Below are 25,775 nucleotides of genomic sequence, written 5' to 3'. Positions count from 1 at the left end.
TTTGAGAATATGCAACTGAGACACTTTAATAGGAATGGGGCCATTACCGAATGAGGTGTAGGGCTTACTGGGTATACTACCTGTTAGAAGATCGATGGAGGGATGCCTAATGACAAAGCGAGCTGTATTTCTCGACCGGGACGGAGTCATCAACGAAGTCCTGACAGACCGCGTGAAATTCGTAAATAAACGCGAGGACTTGTTTTTCCTCCCTCGCGTGCCAGAGGCTATTCAAATGCTAAATGAATCAGGTCTTTTTGACTTAATCGCTGTCATCACGAACCAAGGTGGCGTTGGGTTAGGGTATATGAAAGAAGAACAGCTACAAGACATTCACACATACATGGTGGAAAAGCTAAAGAAACTAGGAGCAGAAATTGATGAGGTGTGCTACTGCCCCCACAAGCCAAAAGAAGGGTGCGAGTGCCGAAAGCCTGGCAGTAAAATGATTGAGGATATAGCTAAAGAACACAGCATTGATCTATCCGCTTCTTATATGGTCGGTGACCGAGAACCAGACATTGAGGCTGGACAGAATGCTGGAACAAAAACCGTATTTTTAGGGGAAGACTACGGCCTCGCTAACGCTACCTTCCCTACCCTTTACGATGCAGCCCAGTGGATCATAAACGATGCTAAGAAACATTAGAACGGTACCAGGCACGCTTTAGCGAAGCAAAGCGTGTCTGGCACCGTTTATCGCTCTAGCTTAGTAAAGGAGTAACGAATAAACAAAAGTTACCATCATAGTGTAACACTTCTCCCCTTCTATTCGTCTTAACTAATAGAGAGAACGTAGAAGGAGAGTTCGTTATGAGGAAATATGCAATGCTTCCGTTATTACTTTGCTTGATTTTGCTGAGCGCTTGCCAAAATGAAGCTTTTGATATTGAAGCGACATCAATTAACGTTTATGAGAACGAACTGGGATCAGGAACCGGAAAATTGCAGTTCACGATTAAGGATCAAGGTACGATTAACGACCTACTCGCTGACTTAAGAAAGGCCCTTACAGACGATGTTTCAAATGCCGATATGGCCAGTCCTGACTTTTATCTTGATTTTATTCATGATGAAGAGGTTGTGCTTTCGATCGGATATTACACGGAACCTATGGACGGTGCTCGTTATCTTTTTAAGAACAAGTTATATAAAGTGACAACAGAGATTAAATGACCCCAATTAAAAAGGTAGTCAGCGTAAAGTTGACTACCTAACTGGCAAATTTCTTACTTGATGTAAATAAGGCTTTACCCGTTCTCCTTCATCAGACCTTTCAAAACCAAACACATAGGCAACGTGTTCCGAGACTTCCTCAAATAAATCACACATTGTAAATAAGCTTTGCCAGATACGCTCGTACTCTCCATCAGGGTATGTAGCAACCAGTTGGTCCCACTCTTCAGGGTCGAGGTATTTACCAAGATCTTTACCACCTTTTCCTGCACTTACGGTAAAGTCTGTTCGAATCCCTACTTTCCAAGACACCATGCGAATAAGCATATCACGCACAGGCTCTTCCATAATATACTTCGCAAGCGTCAATTCTTCTCTCCACAACGCTTTTGCCACATACGTACTCACCCACCAGAACTCATTCACGCATCTTTCATAGTCTCTTGCCGTAGGTTTTTGTATAAGAAAAGGATCTTCAACTGTATCAACTGACCCCTCAATCCGATCGTCTTTGTCCAATAAAATTTTGCGATAATCTTGGGCTTGAAGAGACTCTTCAAGGTGTTTAAGAGAGACGAGCGTCAAGTCAATCCGGTTGCCGTCCTCAAACAGCATTAAGTACGCAAACCGCTTCCACTCCCCATCTTCAGGAAACCCGTCATTTAAGTCAGGCATTTGCATAATGATCCTATCACCAAAGACATCAATCCAGGAGTGATCCTCTAAATAGGATTGCAGATCTTCTACATAGTAGATGATGTCATAATCTTGGAATCGATCTTCTTCTGCACGAGGGTTTGCTCTTGAGCCATTGAGCTCTACGATTCGAATATTCTCATCTTGTCTTGCTCTCCCTAAAATAAGGTCCATCATCTCTTCGTAACTTCTCACCGACTCCCCTCCTGTTGCAATTGCTTCTGTAATTCTTTCAGCACATAAGTTTCACGCCGAAGCCACCTCGCTTCTCCGTATCCTCTTGCTGCCTCATTTTGTCCAATCGCTTCCTCAAGCGTCACCCAGCGTGGTAGACCAGTAGGATTTTCTCAAGGTTCCCTATCACCGCTCGAACTGCCTTTCGATGACGAATAGGTAAATGACTTTCATCTTCACCCTCTTCACGGTATTCCTTGTAAAACATTGACACAACCTCCTCTATTTCTCCCCTAACACAAATCCATCAAACAACCGTCCTCCAAAAGGCTCCAATACTTCTTCAGTGAGTTGAACGATGCTGTCCTTGCGTCCATATGTATAAAAATGTTCGAACGCATCACTGTATCGAGTTGCAAACTCAGGGTCATACTCTTTTAACGAACGAATGACCCACTTAGAGGATCCAATCCATTTCCTGTTTGTCCGCAAAACAAATTCACTAATCTGATTCGCCAGCGTATAGGTGATACATAACGTTTCAGGCCTGTTGTCACTTCCGATGAAATCTTCTAGCGTATCGGTAAGGAAGTATCGCTTCAGCTGGATCGTTTCATCCGACCACTTCTCCGGTCCCCGGTTTAACACATGATCCGCTTCTGCTTTAATCGGCATGACAACGTCCCATCCTTTTAGAATCTTCCCTTCTGAAACCATACGAGGCAAAGAGGGACGCGCTCGCTCCACATCACTCTTAAAGAATGCCCGATAAGATTCTAAGCTGTGAACAAAGACCTCAACAGGCCATTCATAAGCGATGAACGACTCCCTATAAGAGGAGCAACGACTCTTGTCAAAAATAACGATATCCAAATCCGACTTCTCTGTCTCCTCCCCGCGAACCGTACTTCCAGCTAACAAAGCTCCAGCACATTGGGGAAAATATGCGTCGACAAACAATTGCGCTGCTTTCAATGGTGATAATCGATCAGTCCTCATGTCCTTCATCTCCTGTACAGTTGAAATGAATATCTAATCTTCCTTGCAGACGTGCTCGTGATTATTCTTAAAGAAAGGCATTTCTTGTTCCATTAGTTTAGCATAAATATCCATTAATTCCTCATATTTTCCATAAAAAAAAAGCACCTCCGTGATAAACGAAAGTGCAATGACTGTTATGTGTACAGCGACCTATATTCATCCTGAAGCATCCCCATAATAAACATGTCTTGCCATTCTCCATTTCGGAAGAAGACCTCACGCAGCTGCCCTTCAACTTTAAAGCCCATCCGCTCGTACATGCTCTTAGCCTTCTCATTAAAGGAGAATACCTTTAGACTGATTCGGTGTAAATTGAGTTCCATAAAGACAAAGTTTAAGAATAATAAGAGGGCTTCCTTGCCATACCCTTCACCCCAATACTCTTTCTCCCCAATCATCAGAAGAAACTCTGCATTTTGTTGTTGGTTGTTTTCACGCACGAGCGTAATAGTCCCAACTTCTTTGCCCCCATCCTTCTCTATGATGATGTAGCTTCTCGATTCCTTCATTCTTTCATAGAACTTCTCAACGTCCTCCATACTATATAAATCAATCGACGTGCTCATATTCGTATGAACCGTCGTATCGTTCTGCCATCGGTGAAGTAATTCCATATCATCCTTTTCAAGTTTCCTGAACCTGATTTTCTCCGTTTCAAAGATCATACTATCCACTCCTTTTCGACTGTGTACGTAATGATCTTAACATAATCTTCCACACTAGTTGGAATGAGAGGACTTATTCATCGTGAACGTAATGTTAATGATCATTCTGGTTATACTGTTCAATTAATTCCTTCCATAAGTCATCCCAAGAACCATTATATTCTTTCCATTCCCCGTTCTCTTCTATTTCTAAAACTTCACCTTTTCCTGATATAAACCTAATTGTCCGATCGTCGTCTTTATATGTAATTATTGGAAGTTCAACTTTCATCGAATTGATTTGAGGATGTTTATCTAAAAATCGTGCGTAATCATAAGCATCATCAAGACCTGTTCTGACTTCATCGCCTATCAATGAATATTTTGTTGACCCCCGTAACTCTTGAGCCAATTTCATTTGTTGATACAACGTCTCGAATATTTCATCAAAAGTGATGACTCTTGTTTCGGTTGTAACTTGTTTATTATTGTTGTAAGAATATAGTTTAGCTTGAGCTATTATATTCGGGATATTTGCTAGTATAAAAATTAGAGCAACTACACCTACTATTATAGATACTGTCTTTTTCATAGTTTTACTCCCCTGTTACGTAATAGTCACTTCATTAACAAACTAAATAGCATCAACCTTTCATAACTTTAATTAACAAAAGTATTAATAACACAATTAAAGAAAGCACTATGAATACCATTGAAATAGAAACAAATGGGACATAACTCAAAAGATCCCCTCCTTTATTACTTCATCACTATTATTCTATAAAATCAGATGCTACACCGATTTCTATAGTGATTACCTATACTTGGTTTAGTGCACAATAAGTACTACCACTACAACCACTCTAACTGTTAGATGCTCCATCCCCGAATAAGGTTTCACTTATTTATTATTTAATATCATAGTGGAGAACTAGAGAAAATAGACACGCTAACCCCCAGGAAATTTACGTCATTTCTGTGAGACCTCATCAGGAATAATATTCTTGTAAGTCGTTCTCCAACTATCCACATGTACCTTGGCAATTCCTTCAGCATCAAGATCTACAGCTCTTCGAATATTCATTAAACCCCTCCTCTTTGAAACTATGTAATGGAAAATAAAAACATCTACTCTCTACACTTCAATAAAAATGAATAAATACCTTTTAAAGAAATACATCACAATTAACTAGAAAAAGCGCTTAGAGTTTATAACCCTAAGCGCTATCCATGCTATATTATTCTATTGTTACTGAGCTGGGATACTCCCGCCAGCCGCATCATAACGAGCATAGAACTCTTGCAAGAACTGATTCGTAATCGCTGCATCATGAATGAAAAGCATGTTCTCATCATTGATCTCATTCCCGTTCGTACTCCAGTTCGTTGATCCTACAATCGCTGTCGGATCACTTTCTGGATGAGTAGGGTCAATCAGCATCGTTTTACTATGAAGCTTACGATCTTCATTGTCCTCATAGACAGGAGCTGCATTGTTCCAGCGTACGTTTGGATTATTTGTAGACTCTTGAGAAGCTGTACGCCCTGTCATTTCGATCGAAGCCGACCACCATTGATTCCAGAATCCTTCATCGTAGACGCCTTTTACATCAAAGCCAGTTAAAGAACCTTCTAAATCTGCATAGCTTCCTTCCCATTTGTTCTTCAGCTCATTTACTAGCGCCTGATCTGACCAGGCAAAGATCGTAAAGTAAGCTCCGTAATCCGCTTCGTTTTTCACGACATTTGCCATGTGCCCTACTGCATCGTCACCTGCTGAGAAATAGACTTCTACTTCTTTCCCTCCAACTGTAACGGTGTGCGGGGTGTTGTCGATCTTTCTTCCATGATAGTTGGAAACTGCAGGGTCAGGTGTCATACCGGTTGCTCCCCACATTTCATCAAATTCAGTCTTATAAATCCCCGCTAGTTCACTAGAATGAAGCTCAACAACATGTTGCGTGTTACCGCCTAACACATCATTTTGATAATTTTCATCTGAACCATACAAGCCCGTTTTCGTAAAGTTCCAGCTTCCGGTGAAGACCCATTTTCCATCGATAACAGCAAATTTATTGTGCATTTGATTTCCGGGGGAATAGTAGCTTCCTGGCTCCTTCTCTTCAGCATCTGCTAGCATGTAGCCAGATTCTGTACCTGAACCTACTTCAACCGTCACATAGTCCATTCCGCTAACCGTACTAGGTAAGCCGTATTGATCACGTAACGCTTGGTCTTCAACCGCTAACATAATAGAATCTGAGAATACTTCTACGTCGTCAGCTGTGCCAATCGTTCTGTCCTGCCCTCGGACAAGCTGCTCCATATAAAGACGCATCGTCTGGTAGCGCTCTGTATAATGAGGGTCACTTCCGTCTTTCGCATCTGCAATAACACGCACATCCACGCCTTGAGCCGCTTTCTTAGTAAGTGCATCAATGACTCTAGGCAAGTTGATTTCATATGTAGCCAGGTCAATTGATTCTGTTGCTTCTTCTATACGCTGAATCAATCGGTCTTCAAGATTCACGTTATAGTTCGCTTCGTTCCCGCTCGTTGCATACTGTCCATATGCACATTTATTAAAGTAAACATTAATGGAACCCGCTGTATTCGATACTTGATTTAAGTGCTCTTTCGAATCACAAAGAGGTTCTTCTTTACTTCCTGAAGGAGTACCGTATCCTCCGCTATATGTAGCTGTTGCATCTGCCCAGTTGGTTGCGTTTGTTCCACTTCCACCAAGACTTACACGTTCCATCGTAGATTTCGAATTGTTGTCCCCTGCATACCAGTTATCCACTGAATCGACTAAAGTACCTGATGAATCACGTAACTCCAGAACTTCCCCGCTGTTACTTAAGGAACCTGAATAAATAACATCAGCTGTAACCTCAGTCACAGTAGAATCATCCGTTCGCTCAAGAATAAACGTTCCTCCACTTGAGACATTACCTGCTAAAGAAATACTTGGCGATCCATCTTGAGCCTCTAAAGTCCAACCATCTAAACTCATTTCAGAGCCTGTATTATTTGTAAGCTCCAGCCATTCATCATTGTAACTATTAGTCGTACCCATCCAAGCGATCTCACTAATGACAACATCCTGCTCTGTTACTGCATCCACATCCCCCATCGGTACACATGCGATAAGTAATGTGCAGATTACTGAGATCAATAAACTCTTTTGTCTCTTCAACTTCTCCACCCCTTTTACATTGTTCGAATACAATGTAAAAGTAACATAGATGTCGCTTCCGATTTCCAAATTAATCAATTCTTTACACAAATGCGAACTTTCGGAGGAGTTGATGTAAATTATATGAAATTTTATAATTCAAAGGTTTAATTTGAGAGAACAACATACATACCTACAGTGGCTTAAAGAGAAACTAAGCTAAAAAGGAGTGAACCATATGTCTGAAAGAGATGTTATTAAAACATTAAACACCTTCCTTAAGGGACAATATATGGGGGTTCACGCATACGAACATTATATAAAGAAACTAGAAGACCCTAGTATTAAAAAGGAATTTCAAAGGATCCAACAAGAACATAAACAACATGCTCAGCAAGTAGCTACACGAATTCAGGACCTCAACGGTACACCTGTTGATGATGAAGGGGTAATCGGTTCCTTCCAAGGATTTATCGGTAAATTTATGATGCCAGATGAGACCGATAAGATCATCGACAGCGCCGCTCGGGCTGAAAGTTACTATGCGGTTGAACTTTCTGAGGAGATTGTAAAAGGGGATCTTGACCCGGAATCAAAGGAACTTATTGAACAAATCATTGATGAGGACCGAAGTCATGTTGAATCTCTCCATCGTTTGCTTCATTAGTTAGGGAAGAGTCAATTGTGAGGATAGATGTATGCACTGGGCACGATTGCATGCAACCTATTCAAGCAAACAGTAAGATACTTAAAAAAGCTCAAGGCAGCTACTCTACCTTGAGCTTCTTTCCTTTTCATTCACACATTTCCAAGAGCAAGGTTGTTCTAGTGTACATTGCCGATTACTGTTAAAGCTCTTAATATTAAAATAGACTTCCGCTCATATGGAATTCCATTTTCCTACTCAATCATAGACAACACTACCTTTTCCGCTTCTTCTTTAGATAATCTGTCAGCTAATAATGTGATCTTATATCCCTGACCCGGAACCTTTACCCTCAAGCCCGTTTCCTTATTTTCTTCTGAGTATTTAAAAGTAAATTCATAGCCCTTCAAAGAATAGGAATTTGTATTTCCTAAATTGCCCCAAATATACTCGAAATCATCTGTTTGATTGATTTCCTGTTGATATGTCGTATAGCCAAAGCGCCCTTCACTATAATCGAATGTAACCACTGGTTCATCGCCTTCTTCTTTAATAAAAAAACTTTCCTTCGTTTGTATATATCCTTTTGGAACATATGTTGGTTGTGTAACTGTGTAACTAGAGAGGTGTTGAGCCTCTTTCAAAGCAAATTGATTTTCATAAGAAAACTGTAATCCTTTAATTTCGTGTAACCTAGCGGCTTCTTCTTCATTAGGACTCCTATTCTCCGCTCGTACTCCCCTCCATATCTCAGCCTGTTCTTTATATAAATCACTTAAGTTGGTGAACTCTTCTTCTGTTAAATTTTCTTCCGCGAATTCTAAGTGTTGTTCCATGAAACTAATTTCTTCTGGACTCTCTTCAGGGAATGCTTCCATTACCTTTTCTTTGGACCCAAATAGTTGGTTGAGCAGAGATTCTGCAGCATCTACGATATATGAACCACCCATAGAAGAACCTATCCCAACAATTATAACGGAAGCCACTGCACCCACGACCCAATTCGGATATTTTTTCTTTCCCTTCTTCTCCCTCTTAGCTTGTTGAACTCCCGAAGCAACTCTGCTATTTAGTTCATCAGGGATCTCAATCTTTTCAAATTCTTCTTTGATGTCATTCACAGCTACCAACCTCCCCTAAATCTTTTCGTAGTTTCTCTAACGCCCGATACATAATAGATTTTGCCGTCCCTAAGGGTATATCTAATATACCTGCAATCTCTTTAAAGGTATAACCTTGATAAAATTTTAAGATAATAATACTTTTTTCTTCTTCATTTAACTTATCTACTAATTCTTGTAGAGTAATCGACAAGGAAGTATCATGATACTCTGCCCCTCTTAAGTTTTCATAGCCTGTGTCCATCGTAATGATTTTTTTATTTTTTCGAATTAGATCAATAGAACATGTAATAGCCATTTTAATTAACCATGTCTTGAAATATTCAGGATGCTTTAATGTACCAATTTTCTTAAACGAGCGATATGCTACCTCTTGAACCACATCCAAAGCATCATTTTGATTCTTTACATAAGTATAAGAAATCCGGTAAATGTCTTTTTGATACTGACTAAAGAGTTCAACAAAGGCTTTTTCATTCCCCTTTTGAGCTTTTTTCACTAAGCGAATAATAGTTGTTCACCCTCTCTTTGTTTGTTGTTTACACCCATTAGACGAATTGGTTTTTCATTTGGCTTAAATCGTATAATATTTTTATTCAAAAATAAAAAACCGTCTAAATAGACGATTTTTTATAAGTTATTTATCACCTTAATAACCTCGCAGATTGTCTAGCTTACTTTATTCTCACAACCTAAACTTCCTAACCTCCTCAGACAATTCCTCCGCTAAATAAGCCAATTCCCTAGCACTTCTGGACACTTCTTCCATGGCGCTGCTTGATTGTTGAGAAGAGGCAGCTGCTTGTTCTACCCCCGCAGCAGATTCTTCTGAGACAGAAGCAATCTCTTCAATAGATTCGTTCATTTGATTGTTTTGATCTGCAATATCTCTCATGTTTCCAGATATGCCTCGAATCTTCGTAACCATATCAGAAACCCATGCATTGATTGTATCAAATGTTTCACCAGTGACTTGAATTTGCTTAGATCCTTCTCCAACTTGCTTGTACCCTTTCTCGAGCGAAGCTACAACTGACCCAGATTCTGTTTGAATGCTGCCAACGATTGTGGTGATGTCCCCCACTGATTTAGACACCTGGTCCGCCAGTTTTCTCACCTCATCAGCCACAACGGCAAATCCTTTTCCGTGCTCACCAGCCCTTGCTGCTTCAATGGCAGCGTTTAAAGAGAGTAGATTGGTTTGATCTGCAATATCTCTAATCACGTGTACCAATTCAGATATTTCTTTAGACTGGGCATCTAGGCCTCGCACCTTCTCAACGGAGCCTTTGACGATCGCATCAATTCTTCCCATTTGATCGACCGATTCTTTCATTAGGCGCGCACCTTCTTCTGTCATCGAGAGAACTTCCCCTGACGTAGATGAGATCACTTCAGCACTAGCGCTCGCCTCTTGCACTTTAGATGTGAACGATTCCGTCATCTCCGCTAACGCCTGAGAACTATGAGCTTGCGTTTCTGAACCGTAAGAAAGATCCTGCATCGTTGAAGCGACCTGCTTGCTTCCCTCTTGAACTTCATTAGACGCTTGTTGCAGTTCATCACTCTTATTCGAAACTGAATCCGTAGCCGTCGTAACGTTTTGAATGACGTGACGCAGGTGATGCTTCATATTATTTACGGAAGTTGCGAGTTTCCCAACTTCATCATTTCGTTTAAAAGAGAGGTCTTGAACGTTTAGGTTACCTTCTGAAATCTCGTCTGCTGTTTCAACAACCCTGGCCAGTCCTTTACGAATTTTTCTATTAACCAGCGAGATGAGAACAGTCCCGAGAACACCCGCTCCAATAATCGATGCAAATAAGACGATTACACTGCGCGCTAAGTTCTCTTTCGCACTCTTCACCGCCTGAGCCCTTTCCTCATTCACAACCTCTTCTAGTTGTACAATAGATTCAACAGCAGATAATCTCGAGTTGCTCACATACCGTCTAGATCGATTTGCCACACCCAACTCCTCTGCTTCAACCGCAGGAACAATTTCATTTAATAGGCGTTCTTCCATATCCCCTTGATCTTCAACAATTCGTTTAAATAACTTCTCCTGGAACACCGTCCCCATCTTAGGTTCTACTTCTTCTTTTAACGCATTGAATTTCTTACGACTCTCTTCAAACTCTTCTAAAGACTTTCCATTTGGCAATTCAATATAATCTGTAATGCTAATATCCATTGAACGTATAAGTGATCCCATCTTGGCAATATCAAGCGCCCGATCTCCTCTTCTTTCAATGGCTGAAACATTTTCCTGAGCTTGTTGCATCTCTTGTAAAATGATCACGCCTGAAATAATGAACAGTACCACACTCGCTAAAAAAGCGGACATATATTTTCTGCCAATACTCATATCTCTCCATTTAAACACCCTCAACCACCCCTAATCAGATCTTCACCAATTATGTAAACCCTTTCACTTCTATGGTTCTTTTATCGGTCAAAAGTCACAAATCTTTACATTTTTCACAAGAATAGATTGACTATTTCTCTAGGGTGATGACATAGGTATGAACCTCATTTAAACTCACAAAAAAAGAGCGAAATCAAAAGATGATTTCGCTCTCATGTTTCTTAGCTATTATTATGCACGACTTCTTTGTGGCATTGGCTTCCCAATTAGCTCTCGTTTAATCAAGAACTGAGCTCCTAAAATGCCTCCGAATAGGACAAGTCCAATCGTATCCGAGTAGCCTCCTGGATAGATAAGCGCTAGTCCGCCACCGACAGCAAGGATTCGTTCCACCCAGTACACTTTACGGAACCAATATCCAATCATGCCAGCACCGATTGCAATCATACCCGCAATTGCTGTGAACAAGATCCAGATCAGACCCCAGAACGTGGCGTCGATCATTAATAGTTCAGGCTGCAGGACGAACATGTACGGAATAATAAAGGCCGCAATGGCAAGTTTCGCCGCGTTGACCCCGGTCCGTATCGGTTCGCCTCCTGACACCCCGGATGCCGCAAAGGCTGCAAGTGCAACTGGAGGTGTTATGTCTGCGATAATACCGAAGTAAAATACAAACAAGTGAGCAGGTAATTCCATAACACCTAACGCTATAATCGCTGGTGCTGCAATCGTTGAGGTAATAACATAGTTCGCCGTTGTCGGAGAACCCATACCTAGTATAATTGCTGCTACCATAGTAAAGAACAAGGTTAATAGAATCTGCTCGTTTGCAAGCGATACTAAGCTGTTGGCCAATTTAAGACCAAGACCTGTCTTCGTTACAACTCCTACAATCATACCAGCAGCAGCTGTAGCAGCTACAACGCCTAGGGCTGTTCTCGCACCTTGAACAAGGGCATCAATTGTATCAGCAAAGTTTCCATCAAAGAAGTAACTCACTACAATCGTAACAATCGTTCCTGCAATGAGACCGCCAACGAACCAACCGTCTACAAGTCCACCATTTACGATCGCTTTGTAAATGATATAAGCAATTCCACCAACCGCAAATGCGATCGGATAAATCTTACGGAACTTCTCTTCACGCATTAGGCCAACTAAAATCGTTGTGAAAATGCCATAAAGAGCAGATAAAATAATACTTAAACCAGAAGCTAAGAAGAAAACAATCGCTACAATAGGAAGTAGAAGATAAAGCTTCTTCAGCACTTCTTTCTTATCTGGAACCTCTTCATCATCCAGACCGCGAAGTCCAATTCGTTTTGCTTCAAAGTGCGTCATAATCCAGATCCCTGTGAAGTAAAGAACAGCTGGAATGGCCGCTGCCTTAGCAATAGACCAGTAATCAATCCCAATGAATTCAATCATTAAGAATGCAGCCGCACCCATAATAGGTGGCATAAGCTGACCACCTGTTGAAGCCGCCGCCTCAACTGCACCAGAGAACTCTTTACGATAACCAAGACGTTTCATCATTGGGATCGTGAAGGAACCTGATGTTACAACGTTCGCTACTGAGCTTCCGCTGATTGTCCCTTGAAGAGCACTGGAGAAAATGGCTACCTTCGCCGGACCACCTGTACGCTTACCCGCTAAGGCTACCGCCAGGTCATTAAAGTATTGACCAACGCCTGTTTTGACAAGGAAGGCGCCGAATAGTAAGAATAAGAAGATAAAAGTGGATGATACCGCAAGCGGCGTCCCAAAAATTCCTTCTGTTGTAAAGAACATCGTTTGTACAATCGTATCCACATCCAAGCCACGATGAATTAGGAAGTCAGGCATCTGACGTCCCCAATACGCGTAAGCGAGGAATAGGGATGCGATGATCGTAATTGGAAGTCCCACAGCACGCCTTGTCGCTTCAAGAACAAGTAAGATCGCAAGTCCACCGACATAGAAATCAACTTGTGTCATTTCTCCGGCACGCGCAATAATTTGGTCGTAATTAAGAGGCCAATAGGCACCTACCCCGACACTCAATAAGGCTAATAGATAATCATACCAACCTAGCTTTCCTCGCTCTAAGTTCTTCTTTCTTGCTGGGAAAAGCAAGAAGATCAGCATTAACGCAAACCCTAAGTGGATGGATCGGTGCATTTGGGCTGGTATTTGATAGATGACAGTAAAATAAACTTGATAAAGAGAAAAAGCTAACAAGGTAAAGAATACAAATTTTCCTACAAATCCTGATAAATCTCGGACGCTTGATTCAACATCGTACTTCTTAACCAGTGCGTCCTGGTCTTCCTGTGAGAGTGTATGATCTTGGTTGTTCTTATCACTCACTCATCTTCACTCCTTTCCACATCTGCCAAATACTCATGTCACGGGCTTCGATTTTTATACTCGTCCCGGCACCCACAAAATCCTTCAATAAGTATGACTCTCCATCGTAAACAATTTTATGCTCCGATCGGACTTGCCCCACAGACAAATTAATAGAAGGTAATGTTTTCGTGTTTGGACCCTTAGTGATTATATATTTTTCGTCTTTCATTTCGAACGTATCTTCCCCGTAGGCATTCGAAGGCATGCCAATTGCCGTGTCTTCATAAATGAGCTTCCTTGGTTGAATAGAATAGTCGTCCTGAAGCTCAAATTCTTCAATAACCTCTGAAAGGTGAACAGAATGAATGTATCTGATCTGAAAGTGTTTTTTCTGATGAATCGGAAGATAAGCTAACTCTTCTTCCGATTTTATATGTTGGAAGGTGATAACCGTGCGGTTTGGATAAAAGATAAGAACGGACAGTGCCGTAACCGCGATGAGGGAAATGGCAACTACGAGTTTGTATCTGCGTTTCTTCAAGTTCATCCCTTCTTTTCATGAAGAAAGATAGACCGAACAATTCGGTCTATCTTATCTCCGTGGTGACTATGGTTGCTTACTTGCTAACACCTTTTTCATCAAAGTACTTCTGAGCACCTGGATGAACGTCAATTCCAACACCATCTAGAGCACTTTCAGCTGTGATGAATTCACCTTTAGCATGAGAAATGGCATCTGTATTTTCGAATAATGCTTTCGTCATATCATATACAACATCTTCACTTAAATCTTTAGAAACAACTAGCATCGCCTGAACAGCTACTGTCGTAACAGCTTCGTCTACTTTGCTATACGTTTCTGCTTTAATTTCATCTTTAGCGTAGTAAGGATACTCGCTAATCAGCTCTTCAATCTTATCTTCTGCAACCGGTACAATCTTAACGTCTGTTGTAGCCGCCAAGCTTTCAACTGCACCAGTTGGTGTTCCAGAAGTAATGAATGCTGCATCAATTGAACCATCCTGGATTCCACTTGTAGATTCACCAAAAGCAAGGTCGCGTTTCTTAATATCTTCTAGAGAGATTCCGTGAATATCTAAGATATTCTCAGCATTTGCTGCTGTACCAGAACCAAGAGCTCCAATAGAAACCGTTTTTCCTTTCAGATCTTCAACTGATTCGATACCAGAATCTTTAGTTGTAACGATTTGAATCGTTTCTGGATAAAGCGTTCCAATTGCTTGAACATTATCAACTTTGTTATCTTCGAACATTAACTTACCTTCAGCTGCATAAGCTGCGATATCTGTTTGAACAAAAGCTAGCTCAGCATCACCTTTTGATAAGGACTTCATGTTCTCAACCGAAGCACCAGCAGATTGAGCTGAAACCTCTACGCCATCAACATTTTCGTTCATAACCTGCGCGAACGTACCACCTAACGGGTAGTATGTACCAGTTGTTCCACCAGTTAGTAAGGAGACGAACTTCTTACCACCATCATCGCCTTCACTACCTCCGTCACCAGAGTCGTCGTCAGCACTTCCGCCGCCACAAGCAGCCAACACCATAGAAAGCGCTAACATAAGGATTAAGGCTAATAAACTTCTTTTCTTTGTCATCTTTATTTACCCCCTAAAAATGAATATAATTTGCTAATTGTATTTTAGCAGGATTTAATTGGAAAGACAATCACTAATTTTTTGACAATAATTTTATGTAAAGACTCCTCATCTTCACGTAATAAGTTAGCTTTCCTAACATCATTATACCATCTTTTATTCACTATTTCGAAATGATGATTTCTATCGTCTATTAAAATAGGCCTTTAGTCTCAACAGCAATAAAATCCTTCCTATTCTTTACCCGGCCCCCGAGTTGTTAAATCCGCTTTTTTCATCAAATATGATACACTTAATGCATTGTTGTTTATTTCTTCCTTCACGGGGGAATCGATGAGGATAGTTTCCTCTTTCATCATTATAGGAGGTGTTTAAATGGGCAGAAAAGGAACCATGACAGATCAAACCATTGATAGCGAATATTTGAACGAAACATTAACTGTGAAGATCTACAAACCAGAAACGTTCTCTCCATTATATAAATACAACATTTGTATAATGCAAGACGGAGATGATTATATGCAGCTCGGAAGGGTGGCCACATTGAGCGACCGCTTTCACGGTGACCAAACGATTGAGAACACGATCTTCGTTGGCATCCATTACAAAGATAAGTATGATCGCCGTGAGAAATATCATCCAGAAGGCAAGAATTTCACATCTTATATGAAGTTTCTCGCTATGGAAGTCGTACCTCTGCTAGATGTAGAACTTCCTACATATCACATGGGTGGCAGCCGCGCTCTAATGGGAGATTCACTTGGTGGCACGATGGCACTCATGACGGCACTTAGATATCCCCATACGTTTGGGAAAGTGATTATGCAGTCTCCGTATGTTGATGAAACCGTATTACAAGAAGCACAGGATAGTGATGCATTATCAACTATGGAAATCTACCATACGATTGGGACAAAAGAGACTGAAGTTTCTACAACAGACGGGAATATCCAAGACTTCCTTACACCAAACCGAAAGCTTTATGACATTTTAGAAGAGAAGTGCCAATCTTACACCTATCACGAACTTGACGGTGAACACACGTGGAAATATTGGCAAAAAGATTTAAAACGGGCGCTTCCTACTATGTTCGGAAGCGAAAATCCTTAAACTACCTCAAGAATAATTTCAGAAAATTTGATATAATGTATAATACGATCATTCTATCAAGGTGAAACGATTCATCTTTATTGTTAAATTATGAAATGGGAGGTTCAATCATGAAGTACGGTATTGCTTTATTTCCATCTAAGCAAATTCAAGACATTGCAAATTCTTATAGAAAACGATACGACCCACACTACGCGTTGATTCCACCGCACGTAACATTAAAAGAAGCTTTTGAAGCAGAAGAAGATCATATCGAAGAAGTCGTACAAGAACTCTCTAAAGTAGCAAAAGAAACACAACCTTTTTCTCTAATGATCAACAAACTAAGCACCTTCTCACCGGTAACAAATACTATCTATATGAAAGTAGAACCGGCAGATGGGCTAATGGAGCTTCATCAGAAACTTCACCAAAGCGACATCCCAAATGGACAGACTTTTTCCTTTGTCCCTCACATCACCATCGCACAGAAGCTTTCAGACGATGAACATTCAGATGTGTATGGCAGCTTACGCATGATTAGCCATGAGTTTGAGGAAACGATTGATCGTTTCCAGTTGCTCTATCAGTTAGAAAATGGATCTTGGACCGTTTATGAAACGTTCCGCCTTGGGAAGGGATAATTCGTACATGAGAATTGAACAAGTTACAACCGATCAGCAGTTAAAAGATGCCTATTCTGTCCGAAAAATCGTTTTCGTAGAAGAACAAAATGTATCCATAGAAGAAGAAATGGATGATTTCGATCAAATAGCGACGCACTTTGTTGGGTACGAAGAGGATCAACCTATATCTGCAAGCCGCTTACGATTCGTTGATGAATATGCAAAACTCGAGCGCATCTGTATAATAAAGTCTTCTAGAGGGCTAGGGCTTGGAAAACAGATGATTCTTCACATGGAAGGCCACGCTAAAGACAAGAGTTACCTTAAGAGTAAGCTAAACGCCCAAACTCAAGCACTTGGCTTCTACGAATCACTTGGTTACAGAGTGGTTTCAGAGGAATTTATGGACGCTGGCATTCCACACGTCACCATGATTAAAGATTTATAATTTTATAGTAACGAAAAAGCTCAAAGTTATAACTTTGAGCTTTTTTGTATTCCTCTATAGTGCAGGCAGTACATATTGGAATGCGATCAATCCAAGCAATAGTAGAGCGGTTACCGTAAGCAGGAATTTCCCTACTTTAATTAGGAATGTTAGTAAGATTGAAGCTACAAATCCCCCGATTGCAATAGTAAGCAACACATCCTCATCTACTAGTTGATTTCCTGTCCAAGCATAAAGCGCAAGTGCAATAATACTAACTATAAATAAAAGTTTATGGATCAATGAGGCCTATCCCCCTCGCATAGTGTTCAGGTTTCATCTTAACGGGCGTCGACTTCTTTGTATACCCTCCCCCTCTTTTGGCAAAAATGGTTAGAGGAATAAAGAAAGGATGAGGGGAGATTGATGTATAGTTCCATACTAGTTGAAACCATCATTGGATTCTTGTGCTTATTCGTCTTAACTAAAGTACTAGGGAAATCTCAAATTACCCAGATTACTGCTTTCGATTTCATCGCTGCACTTGTCCTTGGAGAACTTGTCGGTAATGCGCTTTATGATAAAGATGTCGGCATATCTCAAGTCCTTTTCGCTGTGTTCTGCTGGGGAATTCTTATTTATGTAACAGAATGGATCACCGAGAAATTCAAAGGTTCGCGCGCTTTGCTTGAAGGGCGACCTACGATTATTATATATGAAGGAAAAATTCAGAAAGAACTCATGAACAAAGGAAAGCTTGATATTAATCAGTTACAGCATTTGCTCCGCTCAAAAGATGTTTTTTCCATACAAGAAGTGGAGTATGCCGTACTTGAAACAGATGGAACAGTATCGGTGTTAAAGAAATCACTCGAACAATCCCCAAGCCGCGGAGATCTCAATTTAAAACCAGAACGTGTCTACTTGCCTCGTACACTCGTTAGCGATGGAGAAATTCTATGGGATAATCTGGAGGAAGCTGGTTTGACAGAGGATTGGTTAAATCAAGAACTACGAAAACAAAACATTCAGTCCGCTAAAGAATTAATGTATGTAGAATATAAAGAAGGAGAAGCCTTGTATGTGGTCCCATACTAAGCTTCTCCTTCTTTTATATAGAACATCCACCGGTAGTCTTGAATCTTATAACCAACTTGATCTTGTTTCAATAAAGCAATTAAGTATGCCGTGACAGCTGTACGGAATAAGAGCCATTGAGGAAGTTGGTCCACCTTCACTTGATACGTATTACACATATACGCGATAAGTTCTTCATGCGATACAAGCTTTTCTGCCTCAATATAAGCCCATAACATATGAATCAGTTCATGGTGATAAGCAATATTGGCATCAACCGTATCATGGAAATCCTCTTCATATTCTCCATGACCAGGAATTGCCCCTTTTGTATGAATTTCTTTTAGCTTGTACAACGATTGAATAGCAAGGTGAGCGTCCGTTAGGAAAGGGATCTTATGCTTATGCAGCTGCTCTTCGCTAAAGTAGGCGTCTCCTACATACAAACAATCATGAATTTTGATCCCAAGCTGGTAATAGCTATGCCCCGGCAACAAATACGTCGTAAAATTGAAGCCATCTCTCTCGTAGACTCCTTCTTGCAATACCTCATCTACAAAAATGGAGTTTCCCTCTAAAAATTTATTCCGTAGTTCCGGTAATGGGTCATTCCCACCGAATAAGTATAAGGGCTCGATGGAAGGATTACGTAAAATGGCTTCCTCATAATAAGGAGCAAACGTATAAATTGCTCGATCCTGTTGTAAATAAGACCCGCCTCCATAATGATCGGAGTGCGCATGGGTAATAAAAAGGTGCGTAACAGGCAATCCTTCATGATCTAGTTTCTTTAATACTTTCTTCATCGTTTGGGAGTCGATTCCTGCATCCACAATCATTCCCGACTCCCCTTGATTAATGTACCCTATATTGACAGATCCGCTAAAATAATAGCAGTTTGAATTAATTTGAATCAGCTGCATGATTTCGACTCCTTAGGCATTTCTAAATACTTTCGTTAAAATGCCGCCCAATTCCTGTTAAGTCAGAATAAATTCTGTGCGTCTTCCGCGTCTTCCCAACATGTACAGAACCCGGCGCATATAAATCAGGCTTATGCTGCTTCGTTAGTTGTTCGTTATAAAACTGGTAATCTTTCCGATCCTCTTCTTTTGGCTCTGGGTTATCTAATTGTTGATCTAAATCTAATTTAAATACTCGGTCAATCGGGAATGGATCACGCTTCGTGCGTTCAACTCGCTCACGATAATCGCTATATTGGTAGTGCGGTATTGGTAAAATGTATCCCATATCCTATCACTCCTTTTTAGATCCTTACGTTACTCTACCCGTTTCTTCCATATAATATGCCTGTTTAACTAGTTGTTTCCATTTACTTTAAATGAGAGTAAGGTGGCTCCGGAAATCACTCGCTTTCCCAGAACACCCAAGCATTCATAAGAGCAGGGGCCCCACGCTAGCATAAATACAATATAAAAAAGGTCCCTATCCAGAGACCTAGCCTTCCATCTTTTTCTCTAATTCGTTCATCGCCTTTTCAATCTCGTTAATTCCTTCTTGGAATGATTTATGCCATTCGTCATGGGATGTATGAAAAGACTGAAAATCTTTATCAAATTTAGCTTTTTTCTTTTCTGGAAACTGAAACCAAGACTCCTTTAGATCCATATGCTTATTAACATCGTGGAAAGGTTTCATCCAACGGGGTTCGAAGATTCGAATTCTAGGCATTTACTTCGACTTCTTCTTTCCACAACCGCAGCCTTTCTTTTTCTTCGGGGATACGGGTTTTGGTTTCAATGAGGCATTCTGTGAAGCTGTTTTTTTACTCTTCAACTTCTCCACCACCCTTTCTAATAAACTATGCCCTCGTCTTAGTATATGAAAGAAGCAATTTATTTGTATGGGTAGGTACCTCTCTCTAGTCAAAAAGTTTAAATAATAGTGCAGTTCCGCCACTTATGGCAAATATAATCCACAGAGGGATGAGTATAGGGAAAAATAGAAAAGTGCCGTACACAAGTGCAGACACCCAAACCCCTGTACACCAGTGACAACTAAGTAATTCGCCAACGAACCTTTGCAATCCTTTTCCTTTCACTTCAATAAAGACCTCAGTCTCTCCGTTTTCACTTACTTGTTCGACTTCCTTATGAAATGGCTTTCTGATCCAATCTGTAATCGTGTCATAGACAAGCAATCTTGTAACTCGAAAGCTGGCTAATACTAGAATCAATAATTCCATCCACGTTAACCCCATATGCCTCACGTCCTTTAATGAAGTATATGAATAGAGGGTTGTCCATTTGATTATCAAAATAAAAAGTCCTTTGCCCCTAAAAAGGGAAAAGGACCATTTATCAGTGATTAGATCCAGGAGAACGGAGGGCGACGATCTTCGCCTTCTTCTCCCTCTTCATGAACTTCTTCAACTTCTTCTTCTAGCTCTACATGCTCTTCTTCCGTTTCACTTTCAACCTGGGCACGGCGAGGGCCGAAGAATGGGTCAAAACGATCTTCATCGTTACGGTCTCTGCGATGAGGGCGTTGTGGTTCAATGACCACGTTTTCTGCTTTAATGATCACTTCATCTACATGGATGACTTTTTTTCTTTTCTCTGACACAGTTGGTCCACTCCTTTATAAATCTTTACTCGCTAGTATCCTATGTATGATGGATTGGGTGTGTTTGGGCTAATGCCCTGTTTATTAAGAAAAGCGCCCTGGATTTTTTCATCAAGCCTTTCAGAAAAATACAGGCTTCTGCCCACACACATGGAGGCTCCCGACATATTCTATTAAAGACAATAAGTCAAAACGTCCAGAAAGGGGAAATGACACATGGGTTGTGGAAAGAACAGAGTTGAGTCAGCTTCTGAAGGTTGTGTATGTGACATCCTTAAAGAAATCGTTGACGCACAGAACGACGTATCGAATGATTGTAATTCTAGCTGTGAAGAGTCAATTAGTGATTTAATGGGGGACCGCGGTAACACAAACAGAGACACGGTACCTGTAATTCTTTATTGCAAAGATTGCAAACCATTTAAAGGCTTCGGCGCTCGTCGCAACGAAATCGATAAGATCCGCGAAAGCTTCATCTTCCGCGTTAAAGAGGTAGACGAAGATTGCGAGTGCGCACTTCTTGAGCTACTTGTTACACCTCATTCTTCTGAAGAGTGCCACATCAAATCACCAAGCGACCAGGACACAAGTAACCTGCGCGCAACTGGTATCTGCATCACAGTTGACCTAAACTGCTTCTGTCACATCACTTGCCTTCCTGCGATCAACGCAAGAGCTTAGTGAATAAAAGCGGAAGCCCCCGATTAGCAACGTACAGACTGGACTGAACCGGAGTTAGTTGCTGAGGGGCTGAAGCTTGATGTAAAAAAGTCAGGTTCCTTTAAAGGAGCCTGGCTTTTTGTGTATAAAAAAAGAGCTGCTTTTAGCAGCTCTTTAAAACCCTCTCAACACAATGTCGTTAATGTCTTCAAACGGAACTTCTACGCGGAACGGTCGCTGAAGGATTTTCATATATACAGTTCCTTCTTCATAATCTTCAATCCATCCCTTATATCGCTCTTCATCCGTAATAACCTCACACTTCATCCTCGGAACTTGAGAAGGCAAGTTAACGAAATAATCTACTCTATCTTCTAGACTCATATCTTTAAATCTGCTGCGACGGTTCCTGTTGGTAAAGGATACGCGCCGCTTATTCTGGCGCTCTTTTGTTTCCGTATCTTGAGTTCCTTCACTGAGTGATTCAGGTTCTGAGAAATCATCTAACGATTTGGACTGTTTCTGTTCAACACTTGTTGAAGCTTCCAATTCTGACTCCTGGTCTTTCTGGGGCTCCTGAAGATCAATCTCACTCTCTTGCTCCCCCTCAACATGATCTTCTTTAGATACTGCAAAAGGATCTGGACGGCCTAAAAATGGATCATACCCTGCCGGCCTAGAGCGATCAGGTTCCCCAAGCCCTAGCGAATAACGTTTACGGCGCTGTTGTCCCCGTTTAGATCTTTCTTGAGCAGGGGGATCTTGTGAGTTAGACGCTTTTTCTTTTTCTGCTGCCTCCGCGCTCGCCTCAAATTGCGACTCGGAGTCTTGTGTTTCTTCACTCTTCTTTGTTAACGACTTCCTCTCCGTACGATACACAGACTGCATATTCGGCGACGCCTTCTCAAAGTCAGGCTGTGTAATATACAACATCGGCTGCTTTACACGTTCCTTTTTCTTCTTAGCCATATATACACACTCCCCCTATATAATCATTAATCTACACTATAGCCTATGCAAAAGACATGGGGGATGTGCCTAGTTTTTAAGACTCATTTTCTTACGGAAGAAATAAGGGATCTAGTTAGCCGCTTCATAAACTGCTTTGCTCTTTTCGTAAGTTTTCTTCTGTTTTTGGTAACATTACTTTCATTTAAGCAACTTCCCACCCAACTTTGGTAACTTCTTAGGCTCTTTCTGTAACTTCTCAGCTTCATTTCGTAAGTTCTCCTCTGTTTTTGGTGAATTTACTTTCGTTTTAGCAACTTCCCACCCGACTTTAGTAACTGCTATGCTTGTTTTCGTAACTTCTCTCAACTTCTGGCAGACATTATTCCCATACAAAAAAGCCCAAGGCAGAGCCTTGGGCTTTTAAACAAATTCGTATAAGTTTAGCGTCCGATAATGTGGAAGCCAGAGTCAACGTGAATCATCTCGCCTGTTACACCGCGGGAGAAGTCACTTAGTAGGAAGTAAGCTGTGTCGCCCACTTCATCTTGAGTCGTTGGACGACGTAGTGGCGCGCGCTCTTCAATGTCTTTTAGGATCGAATTGAAGTCGCCTACACCTTTAGCAGATAGCGTACGGATTGGGCCAGCAGAAATCGCGTTGACGCGAATGCCGTGTTTACCAAGACTTTCAGCAAGGTATTTCACGCTCGCATCAAGACTTGCTTTCGCAACACCCATGACGTTGTAGTTCGGTACAACGCGCTCACCGCCTAGGTATGTTAAGGTTACAATCCCGCCGCCTTCTGACATAAGAGGTTGTACAGCACGAGATACAGCTGTTAAGGAATAAGAGCTGATATTGTGAGCTGTTAAGAAGCCATCACGGCTCGTATTTAAGAAGTCACCTTTTAGTTCATCTTTGTTAGCAAAAGCAATACAATGAGCTAATCCGTGGATGACACCAACATCGTTTTGAATCTGTTGGAACGTTTCCATGATGTTCTCATCATCTGTTACATCACACTGATAGAAAAGGGATTCTTCTCCACCTTCTAGAGTTGCAGCCAGGTCACGGACTGATTTCTCGAAACGCTCTGCAGCGTATGTGAAGATCAAGCGTGCTCCTGCATTGTGTAGTGACTGAGCAATACCCCAGGCGATGCTTCGCTTGTTGGCCACTCCCATCACAACATATGTACGACCTTGTAATGACATATTCATTCTTTCGTCCTCCTCGGAGAAAATGTGTCTATAGTTATTACTTGTTATTAGTACCTGCTACTATTCTAAACAAAATCAAACAAAAACACAATTCCTTTCTAGTATCCCCATCCTTAGACCCATTCAAAACCTTTTCACGAAAAAAGGTGCTCCTTTAATCGGAGCACCTTATTTATGATTTTGTCTCAATCTTTTCTGTCGTTACAACGGAGCCGCTATAATCAACAGAGAGCCGCTTCCACTCAAAGTTTGGATAAGCTCTTTGAGAGCTTTCTGTAATGAATGCCCCTTGCTCAGTTGGAATCAGACTCATAACCGTTGGCCCTGCTCCACTCATAAACGTCCCGTAAACACCTTGACGATTTAAGTAGTTTCGCAGTTCGTCATAATGTGGTATCAACGCCCCGCGATATGGCTGATGATAGCGATCTTTCTCCATCATCTTCCCAGCAAGTGCCCAGTCTCCTTTCGCTAAAGCAGCGACAAGAACATTAGCGACAGCACTTCCTTCTACTGCTTTTTTATACGAAAGTTCTGAGGGCAGAACGTCCCTTGCTTCACTTGTTTTCAGATCAAATGAAGGAATAGCAGCTAGAAAGCATACGTCTTGAAATGGAACAGTCGTCCAACTGACATCTTCTCCTTCTTGATAGGCGATGACCCCGCTCCCTGTGACAGAGGGCACTACGTTATCTGGATGCCCTTCTATCTGAGAAGCGTACGAGACCTTTTCTGTTTCAGAAAGATGCAGATCTAGTATATGATCAGCTAATTCAATACCCGCCACAATCGCCGAGGCACTACTGCCAAGCCCCCTCGCTACAGGGACCTCACTTGCAACTTCAACCCTGTGAGGAGGTAAGTGTTCATACCCTCGTTTAGTAGCGGAAAATTGAGCAGCTTGATAAATGACATTTTGAGTATCCTTAGGCATCCCTTTAACAGACTCAGAAGTCGCTTCAAAATACCATGCATCTGAAGGTTCTGCCTGTACTTCAAGATACAGATTTAAAGCAACGCCAATGGAGTCAAAGCCTGGTCCTAGGTTGGCACAACTGGCTGGTACACGAATGCGTATCATGAGACCACTCCGTTTTGGATGGCATCTGTTACTTTTTCAAGATCGTTAGGAAGAACGGTTGGCTGGATGGTACTTTTCTCGATTGCGGTTGTCGGATCCTTCAATCCATTTCCGGTTAACACGCATACGACTTGTGAACCTTTTGAAACGTTCCCTTGTTTAAGAGATTTAAATACTCCAGCGATGGACGCACAGGAAGCCGGTTCAGCAAAAACCCCTTCGTTTTCAGCCAACCATTGATAAGCTTCTACGATCTCTTCATCCGTAACTTCGCCTATAGCACCATGAGATTCACTCGTTGCTTTTAAAGCATGATCCCAGCTAGCCGGATTTCCGATCCGAATAGCTGTGGCAAGGGTTTCCGGCTGATCAATGACCTTTCCCCTAACAATGGCAGCAGAGCCACTCGCTTCAAATCCTCGCATGTTCGGTAAACCTGTATGATAGGCTTTATGGTACTCCTTGAACCCTTTCCAATACGCTGTAATATTACCAGCGTTGCCGACTGGAATAAGCAGATGGTCAGGTGCCTTCCCTAACACATCGCATACTTCAAAAGCGGATGTCTTTTGTCCTTCAATACGGTACGGATTAATCGAGTTCACCAGTGTGAAGTTATCTGTTTCAGCCAGGTGCTTTACGATTTTCAAAGCTTCGTCGAAATTCCCTTCAATGGCGTACACTTCAGCCCCATACATCACGGCTTGAGCAAGTTTGCCTTGTGCAATTTTGCCATCTGGAATTACGATGATACAACGTAAGCCGGCCCGCGCTGCGTAGGCAGCCGCCGCTGCTGACGTGTTTCCTGTTGAGGCACAGATGACCGCTTCAGCCCCCTCTTCAACAGCTTTCGCCATGGCCATAACCATCCCACGATCTTTAAAAGAACCAGTAGGATTGGCGCCTTCAATCTTCACATAGGCCTCAATGCCATATTCTTTTGACAGCTTTTCAAGTGGAAGTAAAGGTGTATTCCCCTCTAGTAACGTAAGCTTTGGTGTTTCTTCTGTTATAGGTAATAGAGATTCATAATGTGATAGAAGACCTTTCCAAGCCAT

General features: G+C 41.5%; 30 protein-coding genes and 1 pseudogene. 8 read left to right on the top strand and 23 right to left on the bottom strand.

The features are described 5' to 3' along the window. The first annotated feature begins 109 nt into the window (after window positions 1-109). Window positions 110-649, top strand: coding sequence for a D-glycero-alpha-D-manno-heptose-1,7-bisphosphate 7-phosphatase (locus tag IMZ31_RS04655; protein WP_207529423.1), 540 nt, complete (start codon window positions 110-112; stop codon window positions 647-649). A 164-nt stretch (window positions 650-813) separates the two neighbouring features. Then, complete coding sequence (locus IMZ31_RS04650; RefSeq protein ID WP_207529422.1) at window positions 814-1,176, top strand: hypothetical protein; 363 nt, start codon at window positions 814-816, stop codon at window positions 1,174-1,176. 33 nt (window positions 1,177-1,209) lie between these two features. Here the strand turns inward: IMZ31_RS04650 and IMZ31_RS04645 are convergent, their stop codons facing one another. The 7 genes and pseudogenes from IMZ31_RS04645 to IMZ31_RS04620 form a co-directional block, all read right to left on the bottom strand. Further along, a complete protein-coding gene (locus IMZ31_RS04645; RefSeq protein ID WP_207529421.1) occupies window positions 1,210-2,067 on the bottom strand; it encodes an aminoglycoside 6-adenylyltransferase in 858 nt (285 codons plus the stop codon). 121 nt (window positions 2,068-2,188) lie between these two features. Further along, window positions 2,189-2,314 carry a hypothetical protein gene (locus IMZ31_RS24585; RefSeq protein ID WP_256438017.1) on the bottom strand — a complete coding sequence of 42 codons (126 nt, stop codon included), beginning with the start codon at window positions 2,312-2,314 and terminating at the stop codon, window positions 2,189-2,191. Between the two features lie 14 nt (window positions 2,315-2,328). After that, window positions 2,329-3,045 carry a nucleotidyltransferase domain-containing protein gene (locus IMZ31_RS04640; protein ID WP_371825483.1) on the bottom strand — a complete coding sequence of 239 codons (717 nt, stop codon included), beginning with the start codon at window positions 3,043-3,045 and terminating at the stop codon, window positions 2,329-2,331. A gap of 176 nt (window positions 3,046-3,221) precedes the next feature. Then, window positions 3,222-3,752 carry a GNAT family N-acetyltransferase gene (locus tag IMZ31_RS04635; protein ID WP_207529419.1) on the bottom strand — a complete coding sequence of 177 codons (531 nt, stop codon included), beginning with the start codon at window positions 3,750-3,752 and terminating at the stop codon, window positions 3,222-3,224. 94 nt (window positions 3,753-3,846) lie between these two features. Beyond that, a complete protein-coding gene (locus tag IMZ31_RS04630) occupies window positions 3,847-4,323 on the bottom strand; it encodes a hypothetical protein (RefSeq protein ID WP_207529418.1) in 477 nt (158 codons plus the stop codon). Between the two features lie 381 nt (window positions 4,324-4,704). Next, window positions 4,705-4,815: pseudogene (locus IMZ31_RS04625) on the bottom strand (GNAT family N-acetyltransferase); the annotation flags it as partial. 165 nt (window positions 4,816-4,980) lie between these two features. Then, window positions 4,981-6,939, bottom strand: a complete 1,959-nt coding sequence (locus tag IMZ31_RS04620; protein ID WP_242705704.1) for a phospholipase D-like domain-containing protein — start codon at window positions 6,937-6,939, stop codon at window positions 4,981-4,983. A gap of 208 nt (window positions 6,940-7,147) precedes the next feature. On the opposite strand from IMZ31_RS04620, the gene IMZ31_RS04615 reads away from it, so the two are divergent. Next, entirely contained in the window at window positions 7,148-7,576 is a 429-nt protein-coding gene (locus IMZ31_RS04615; RefSeq protein ID WP_207529417.1) for a ferritin-like domain-containing protein, read from the top strand. A 233-nt stretch (window positions 7,577-7,809) separates the two neighbouring features. On the opposite strand, the gene IMZ31_RS04610 is transcribed toward IMZ31_RS04615, so the two are convergent. The 6 genes from IMZ31_RS04610 to IMZ31_RS04585 form a co-directional block, all read right to left on the bottom strand. After that, entirely contained in the window at window positions 7,810-8,676 is an 867-nt protein-coding gene (locus tag IMZ31_RS04610; protein WP_207529416.1) for a hypothetical protein, read from the bottom strand. Then, complete coding sequence (locus IMZ31_RS04605) at window positions 8,669-9,175, bottom strand: RNA polymerase sigma factor (protein ID WP_242705639.1); 507 nt, start codon at window positions 9,173-9,175, stop codon at window positions 8,669-8,671. The genes IMZ31_RS04610 and IMZ31_RS04605 overlap by 8 nt, the downstream gene beginning before the upstream one ends. A 186-nt stretch (window positions 9,176-9,361) precedes the next feature. Next, window positions 9,362-11,062, bottom strand: coding sequence for a methyl-accepting chemotaxis protein (locus IMZ31_RS04600; RefSeq protein WP_207529415.1), 1,701 nt, complete (start codon window positions 11,060-11,062; stop codon window positions 9,362-9,364). A 213-nt stretch (window positions 11,063-11,275) separates the two neighbouring features. Next, window positions 11,276-13,396 (bottom strand): TRAP transporter permease, encoded by a 2,121-nt coding sequence (locus tag IMZ31_RS04595; RefSeq protein ID WP_207529414.1) that lies wholly within the window; start codon window positions 13,394-13,396, stop codon window positions 11,276-11,278. Beyond that, entirely contained in the window at window positions 13,389-13,919 is a 531-nt protein-coding gene (locus IMZ31_RS04590) for a DUF1850 domain-containing protein (protein ID WP_207529413.1), read from the bottom strand. The genes IMZ31_RS04595 and IMZ31_RS04590 overlap by 8 nt, the downstream gene beginning before the upstream one ends. A 76-nt stretch (window positions 13,920-13,995) precedes the next feature. Then, entirely contained in the window at window positions 13,996-15,000 is a 1,005-nt protein-coding gene (locus IMZ31_RS04585; protein ID WP_207529412.1) for a TAXI family TRAP transporter solute-binding subunit, read from the bottom strand. Window positions 15,001-15,375: 375 nt separating this feature from the next. On the opposite strand from IMZ31_RS04585, the gene IMZ31_RS04580 reads away from it, so the two are divergent. From IMZ31_RS04580 to IMZ31_RS04570, 3 genes are all read left to right on the top strand, one after another. Further along, entirely contained in the window at window positions 15,376-16,110 is a 735-nt protein-coding gene (locus tag IMZ31_RS04580; RefSeq protein ID WP_207529411.1) for an alpha/beta hydrolase, read from the top strand. A gap of 110 nt (window positions 16,111-16,220) precedes the next feature. Beyond that, a complete protein-coding gene (locus IMZ31_RS04575) occupies window positions 16,221-16,733 on the top strand; it encodes a YjcG family protein (RefSeq protein WP_207529410.1) in 513 nt (170 codons plus the stop codon). Window positions 16,734-16,740: 7 nt separating this feature from the next. After that, the gene (locus IMZ31_RS04570; RefSeq protein WP_207529409.1) at window positions 16,741-17,163 is read left to right on the top strand and encodes a GNAT family N-acetyltransferase; all 423 of its coding nucleotides are present in this window, start codon (window positions 16,741-16,743) and stop codon (window positions 17,161-17,163) included. A 54-nt stretch (window positions 17,164-17,217) separates the two neighbouring features. On the opposite strand, the gene IMZ31_RS04565 is transcribed toward IMZ31_RS04570, so the two are convergent. Continuing rightward, window positions 17,218-17,445 (bottom strand): hypothetical protein, encoded by a 228-nt coding sequence (locus IMZ31_RS04565; RefSeq protein ID WP_207529408.1) that lies wholly within the window; start codon window positions 17,443-17,445, stop codon window positions 17,218-17,220. A gap of 123 nt (window positions 17,446-17,568) precedes the next feature. On the opposite strand from IMZ31_RS04565, the gene IMZ31_RS04560 reads away from it, so the two are divergent. Then, window positions 17,569-18,240 carry a DUF421 domain-containing protein gene (locus IMZ31_RS04560; RefSeq protein WP_207529407.1) on the top strand — a complete coding sequence of 224 codons (672 nt, stop codon included), beginning with the start codon at window positions 17,569-17,571 and terminating at the stop codon, window positions 18,238-18,240. Here IMZ31_RS04560 and IMZ31_RS04555 read toward each other — a convergent pair. The 5 genes from IMZ31_RS04555 to IMZ31_RS04535 form a co-directional block, all read right to left on the bottom strand. Beyond that, window positions 18,237-19,142 (bottom strand): MBL fold metallo-hydrolase, encoded by a 906-nt coding sequence (locus IMZ31_RS04555; RefSeq protein ID WP_207529406.1) that lies wholly within the window; start codon window positions 19,140-19,142, stop codon window positions 18,237-18,239. The two genes, IMZ31_RS04560 and IMZ31_RS04555, sit on opposite strands and share 4 nt — an antisense overlap. A gap of 22 nt (window positions 19,143-19,164) precedes the next feature. After that, entirely contained in the window at window positions 19,165-19,470 is a 306-nt protein-coding gene (locus tag IMZ31_RS04550) for a hypothetical protein (protein WP_207529405.1), read from the bottom strand. Between the two features lie 207 nt (window positions 19,471-19,677). Then, window positions 19,678-19,911, bottom strand: a complete 234-nt coding sequence (locus IMZ31_RS04545; RefSeq protein ID WP_242705638.1) for a hypothetical protein — start codon at window positions 19,909-19,911, stop codon at window positions 19,678-19,680. 190 nt (window positions 19,912-20,101) lie between these two features. After that, window positions 20,102-20,440, bottom strand: a complete 339-nt coding sequence (locus IMZ31_RS04540; protein ID WP_207529404.1) for a DUF1360 domain-containing protein — start codon at window positions 20,438-20,440, stop codon at window positions 20,102-20,104. Between the two features lie 107 nt (window positions 20,441-20,547). Further along, window positions 20,548-20,805 carry a hypothetical protein gene (locus tag IMZ31_RS04535; protein WP_207529403.1) on the bottom strand — a complete coding sequence of 86 codons (258 nt, stop codon included), beginning with the start codon at window positions 20,803-20,805 and terminating at the stop codon, window positions 20,548-20,550. A 216-nt stretch (window positions 20,806-21,021) separates the two neighbouring features. Between IMZ31_RS04535 and IMZ31_RS04530 the strand changes: the two genes are divergently transcribed. Further along, entirely contained in the window at window positions 21,022-21,486 is a 465-nt protein-coding gene (locus IMZ31_RS04530; protein ID WP_207529402.1) for a CotY/CotZ family spore coat protein, read from the top strand. A 153-nt stretch (window positions 21,487-21,639) separates the two neighbouring features. Here the strand turns inward: IMZ31_RS04530 and IMZ31_RS04525 are convergent, their stop codons facing one another. The 4 genes from IMZ31_RS04525 to thrC form a co-directional block, all read right to left on the bottom strand. Next, window positions 21,640-22,434: a CotO family spore coat protein gene (locus tag IMZ31_RS04525; protein ID WP_207529401.1), complete on the bottom strand. Its 795-nt coding sequence runs from the start codon at window positions 22,432-22,434 to the stop codon at window positions 21,640-21,642. Window positions 22,435-22,856: 422 nt separating this feature from the next. Further along, on the bottom strand, window positions 22,857-23,636 hold the full coding sequence (gene fabI, locus IMZ31_RS04520; RefSeq protein WP_036784842.1) for an enoyl-ACP reductase FabI: 780 nt from the start codon (window positions 23,634-23,636) through the stop codon (window positions 22,857-22,859). Window positions 23,637-23,808: 172 nt separating this feature from the next. Continuing rightward, the gene (gene thrB, locus IMZ31_RS04515; RefSeq protein ID WP_207529400.1) at window positions 23,809-24,717 is read right to left on the bottom strand and encodes a homoserine kinase; all 909 of its coding nucleotides are present in this window, start codon (window positions 24,715-24,717) and stop codon (window positions 23,809-23,811) included. Next, a complete protein-coding gene (thrC, locus tag IMZ31_RS04510; protein ID WP_207529399.1) occupies window positions 24,714-25,775 on the bottom strand; it encodes a threonine synthase in 1,062 nt (353 codons plus the stop codon). Before thrC ends, thrB begins: the two co-directional genes overlap by 4 nt.

It is taken from the genome of Pontibacillus sp. ALD_SL1 (genome assembly GCF_017355605.1).
Note: the sequence above shows the minus strand (reverse complement) of the source record. Positions and strands in the feature narration are given on the sequence as shown.

Excerpts from the sequence above, each read along its gene's own strand:
- IMZ31_RS04570 (WP_207529409.1), top strand. The coding sequence starts at position 16,741 with ATGAGAATTGAACAAGTTACAACCGATCAGCAGTTAAAAGATGCCTAT.
- IMZ31_RS04615 (WP_207529417.1), top strand. The coding sequence starts at position 7,148 with ATGTCTGAAAGAGATGTTATTAAAACATTAAACACCTTCCTTAAGGGA.
- IMZ31_RS04550 (WP_207529405.1), bottom strand. The coding sequence starts at position 19,470 with ATGGGATACATTTTACCAATACCGCACTACCAATATAGCGATTATCGT.
- IMZ31_RS04630 (WP_207529418.1), bottom strand. The coding sequence starts at position 4,323 with ATGAAAAAGACAGTATCTATAATAGTAGGTGTAGTTGCTCTAATTTTT.
- IMZ31_RS04580 (WP_207529411.1), top strand. The coding sequence starts at position 15,376 with ATGGGCAGAAAAGGAACCATGACAGATCAAACCATTGATAGCGAATAT.
- IMZ31_RS04540 (WP_207529404.1), bottom strand. The coding sequence starts at position 20,440 with ATGGGGTTAACGTGGATGGAATTATTGATTCTAGTATTAGCCAGCTTT.
- IMZ31_RS04575 (WP_207529410.1), top strand. The coding sequence starts at position 16,221 with ATGAAGTACGGTATTGCTTTATTTCCATCTAAGCAAATTCAAGACATT.
- thrC (WP_207529399.1), bottom strand. The coding sequence starts at position 25,775 with ATGGCTTGGAAAGGTCTTCTATCACATTATGAATCTCTATTACCTATA.
- thrB (WP_207529400.1), bottom strand. The coding sequence starts at position 24,717 with ATGATACGCATTCGTGTACCAGCCAGTTGTGCCAACCTAGGACCAGGC.
- IMZ31_RS04655 (WP_207529423.1), top strand. The coding sequence starts at position 110 with ATGACAAAGCGAGCTGTATTTCTCGACCGGGACGGAGTCATCAACGAA.
- IMZ31_RS04650 (WP_207529422.1), top strand. The coding sequence starts at position 814 with ATGAGGAAATATGCAATGCTTCCGTTATTACTTTGCTTGATTTTGCTG.
- IMZ31_RS04530 (WP_207529402.1), top strand. The coding sequence starts at position 21,022 with ATGGGTTGTGGAAAGAACAGAGTTGAGTCAGCTTCTGAAGGTTGTGTA.
- IMZ31_RS04545 (WP_242705638.1), bottom strand. The coding sequence starts at position 19,911 with ATGCCTAGAATTCGAATCTTCGAACCCCGTTGGATGAAACCTTTCCAC.
- IMZ31_RS04555 (WP_207529406.1), bottom strand. The coding sequence starts at position 19,142 with ATGCAGCTGATTCAAATTAATTCAAACTGCTATTATTTTAGCGGATCT.
- IMZ31_RS24585 (WP_256438017.1), bottom strand. The coding sequence starts at position 2,314 with ATGTTTTACAAGGAATACCGTGAAGAGGGTGAAGATGAAAGTCATTTA.
- IMZ31_RS04560 (WP_207529407.1), top strand. The coding sequence starts at position 17,569 with ATGTATAGTTCCATACTAGTTGAAACCATCATTGGATTCTTGTGCTTA.
- IMZ31_RS04640 (WP_371825483.1), bottom strand. The coding sequence starts at position 3,045 with ATGAGGACTGATCGATTATCACCATTGAAAGCAGCGCAATTGTTTGTC.
- IMZ31_RS04525 (WP_207529401.1), bottom strand. The coding sequence starts at position 22,434 with ATGGCTAAGAAGAAAAAGGAACGTGTAAAGCAGCCGATGTTGTATATT.
- fabI (WP_036784842.1), bottom strand. The coding sequence starts at position 23,636 with ATGAATATGTCATTACAAGGTCGTACATATGTTGTGATGGGAGTGGCC.
- IMZ31_RS04585 (WP_207529412.1), bottom strand. The coding sequence starts at position 15,000 with ATGACAAAGAAAAGAAGTTTATTAGCCTTAATCCTTATGTTAGCGCTT.
- IMZ31_RS04635 (WP_207529419.1), bottom strand. The coding sequence starts at position 3,752 with ATGATCTTTGAAACGGAGAAAATCAGGTTCAGGAAACTTGAAAAGGAT.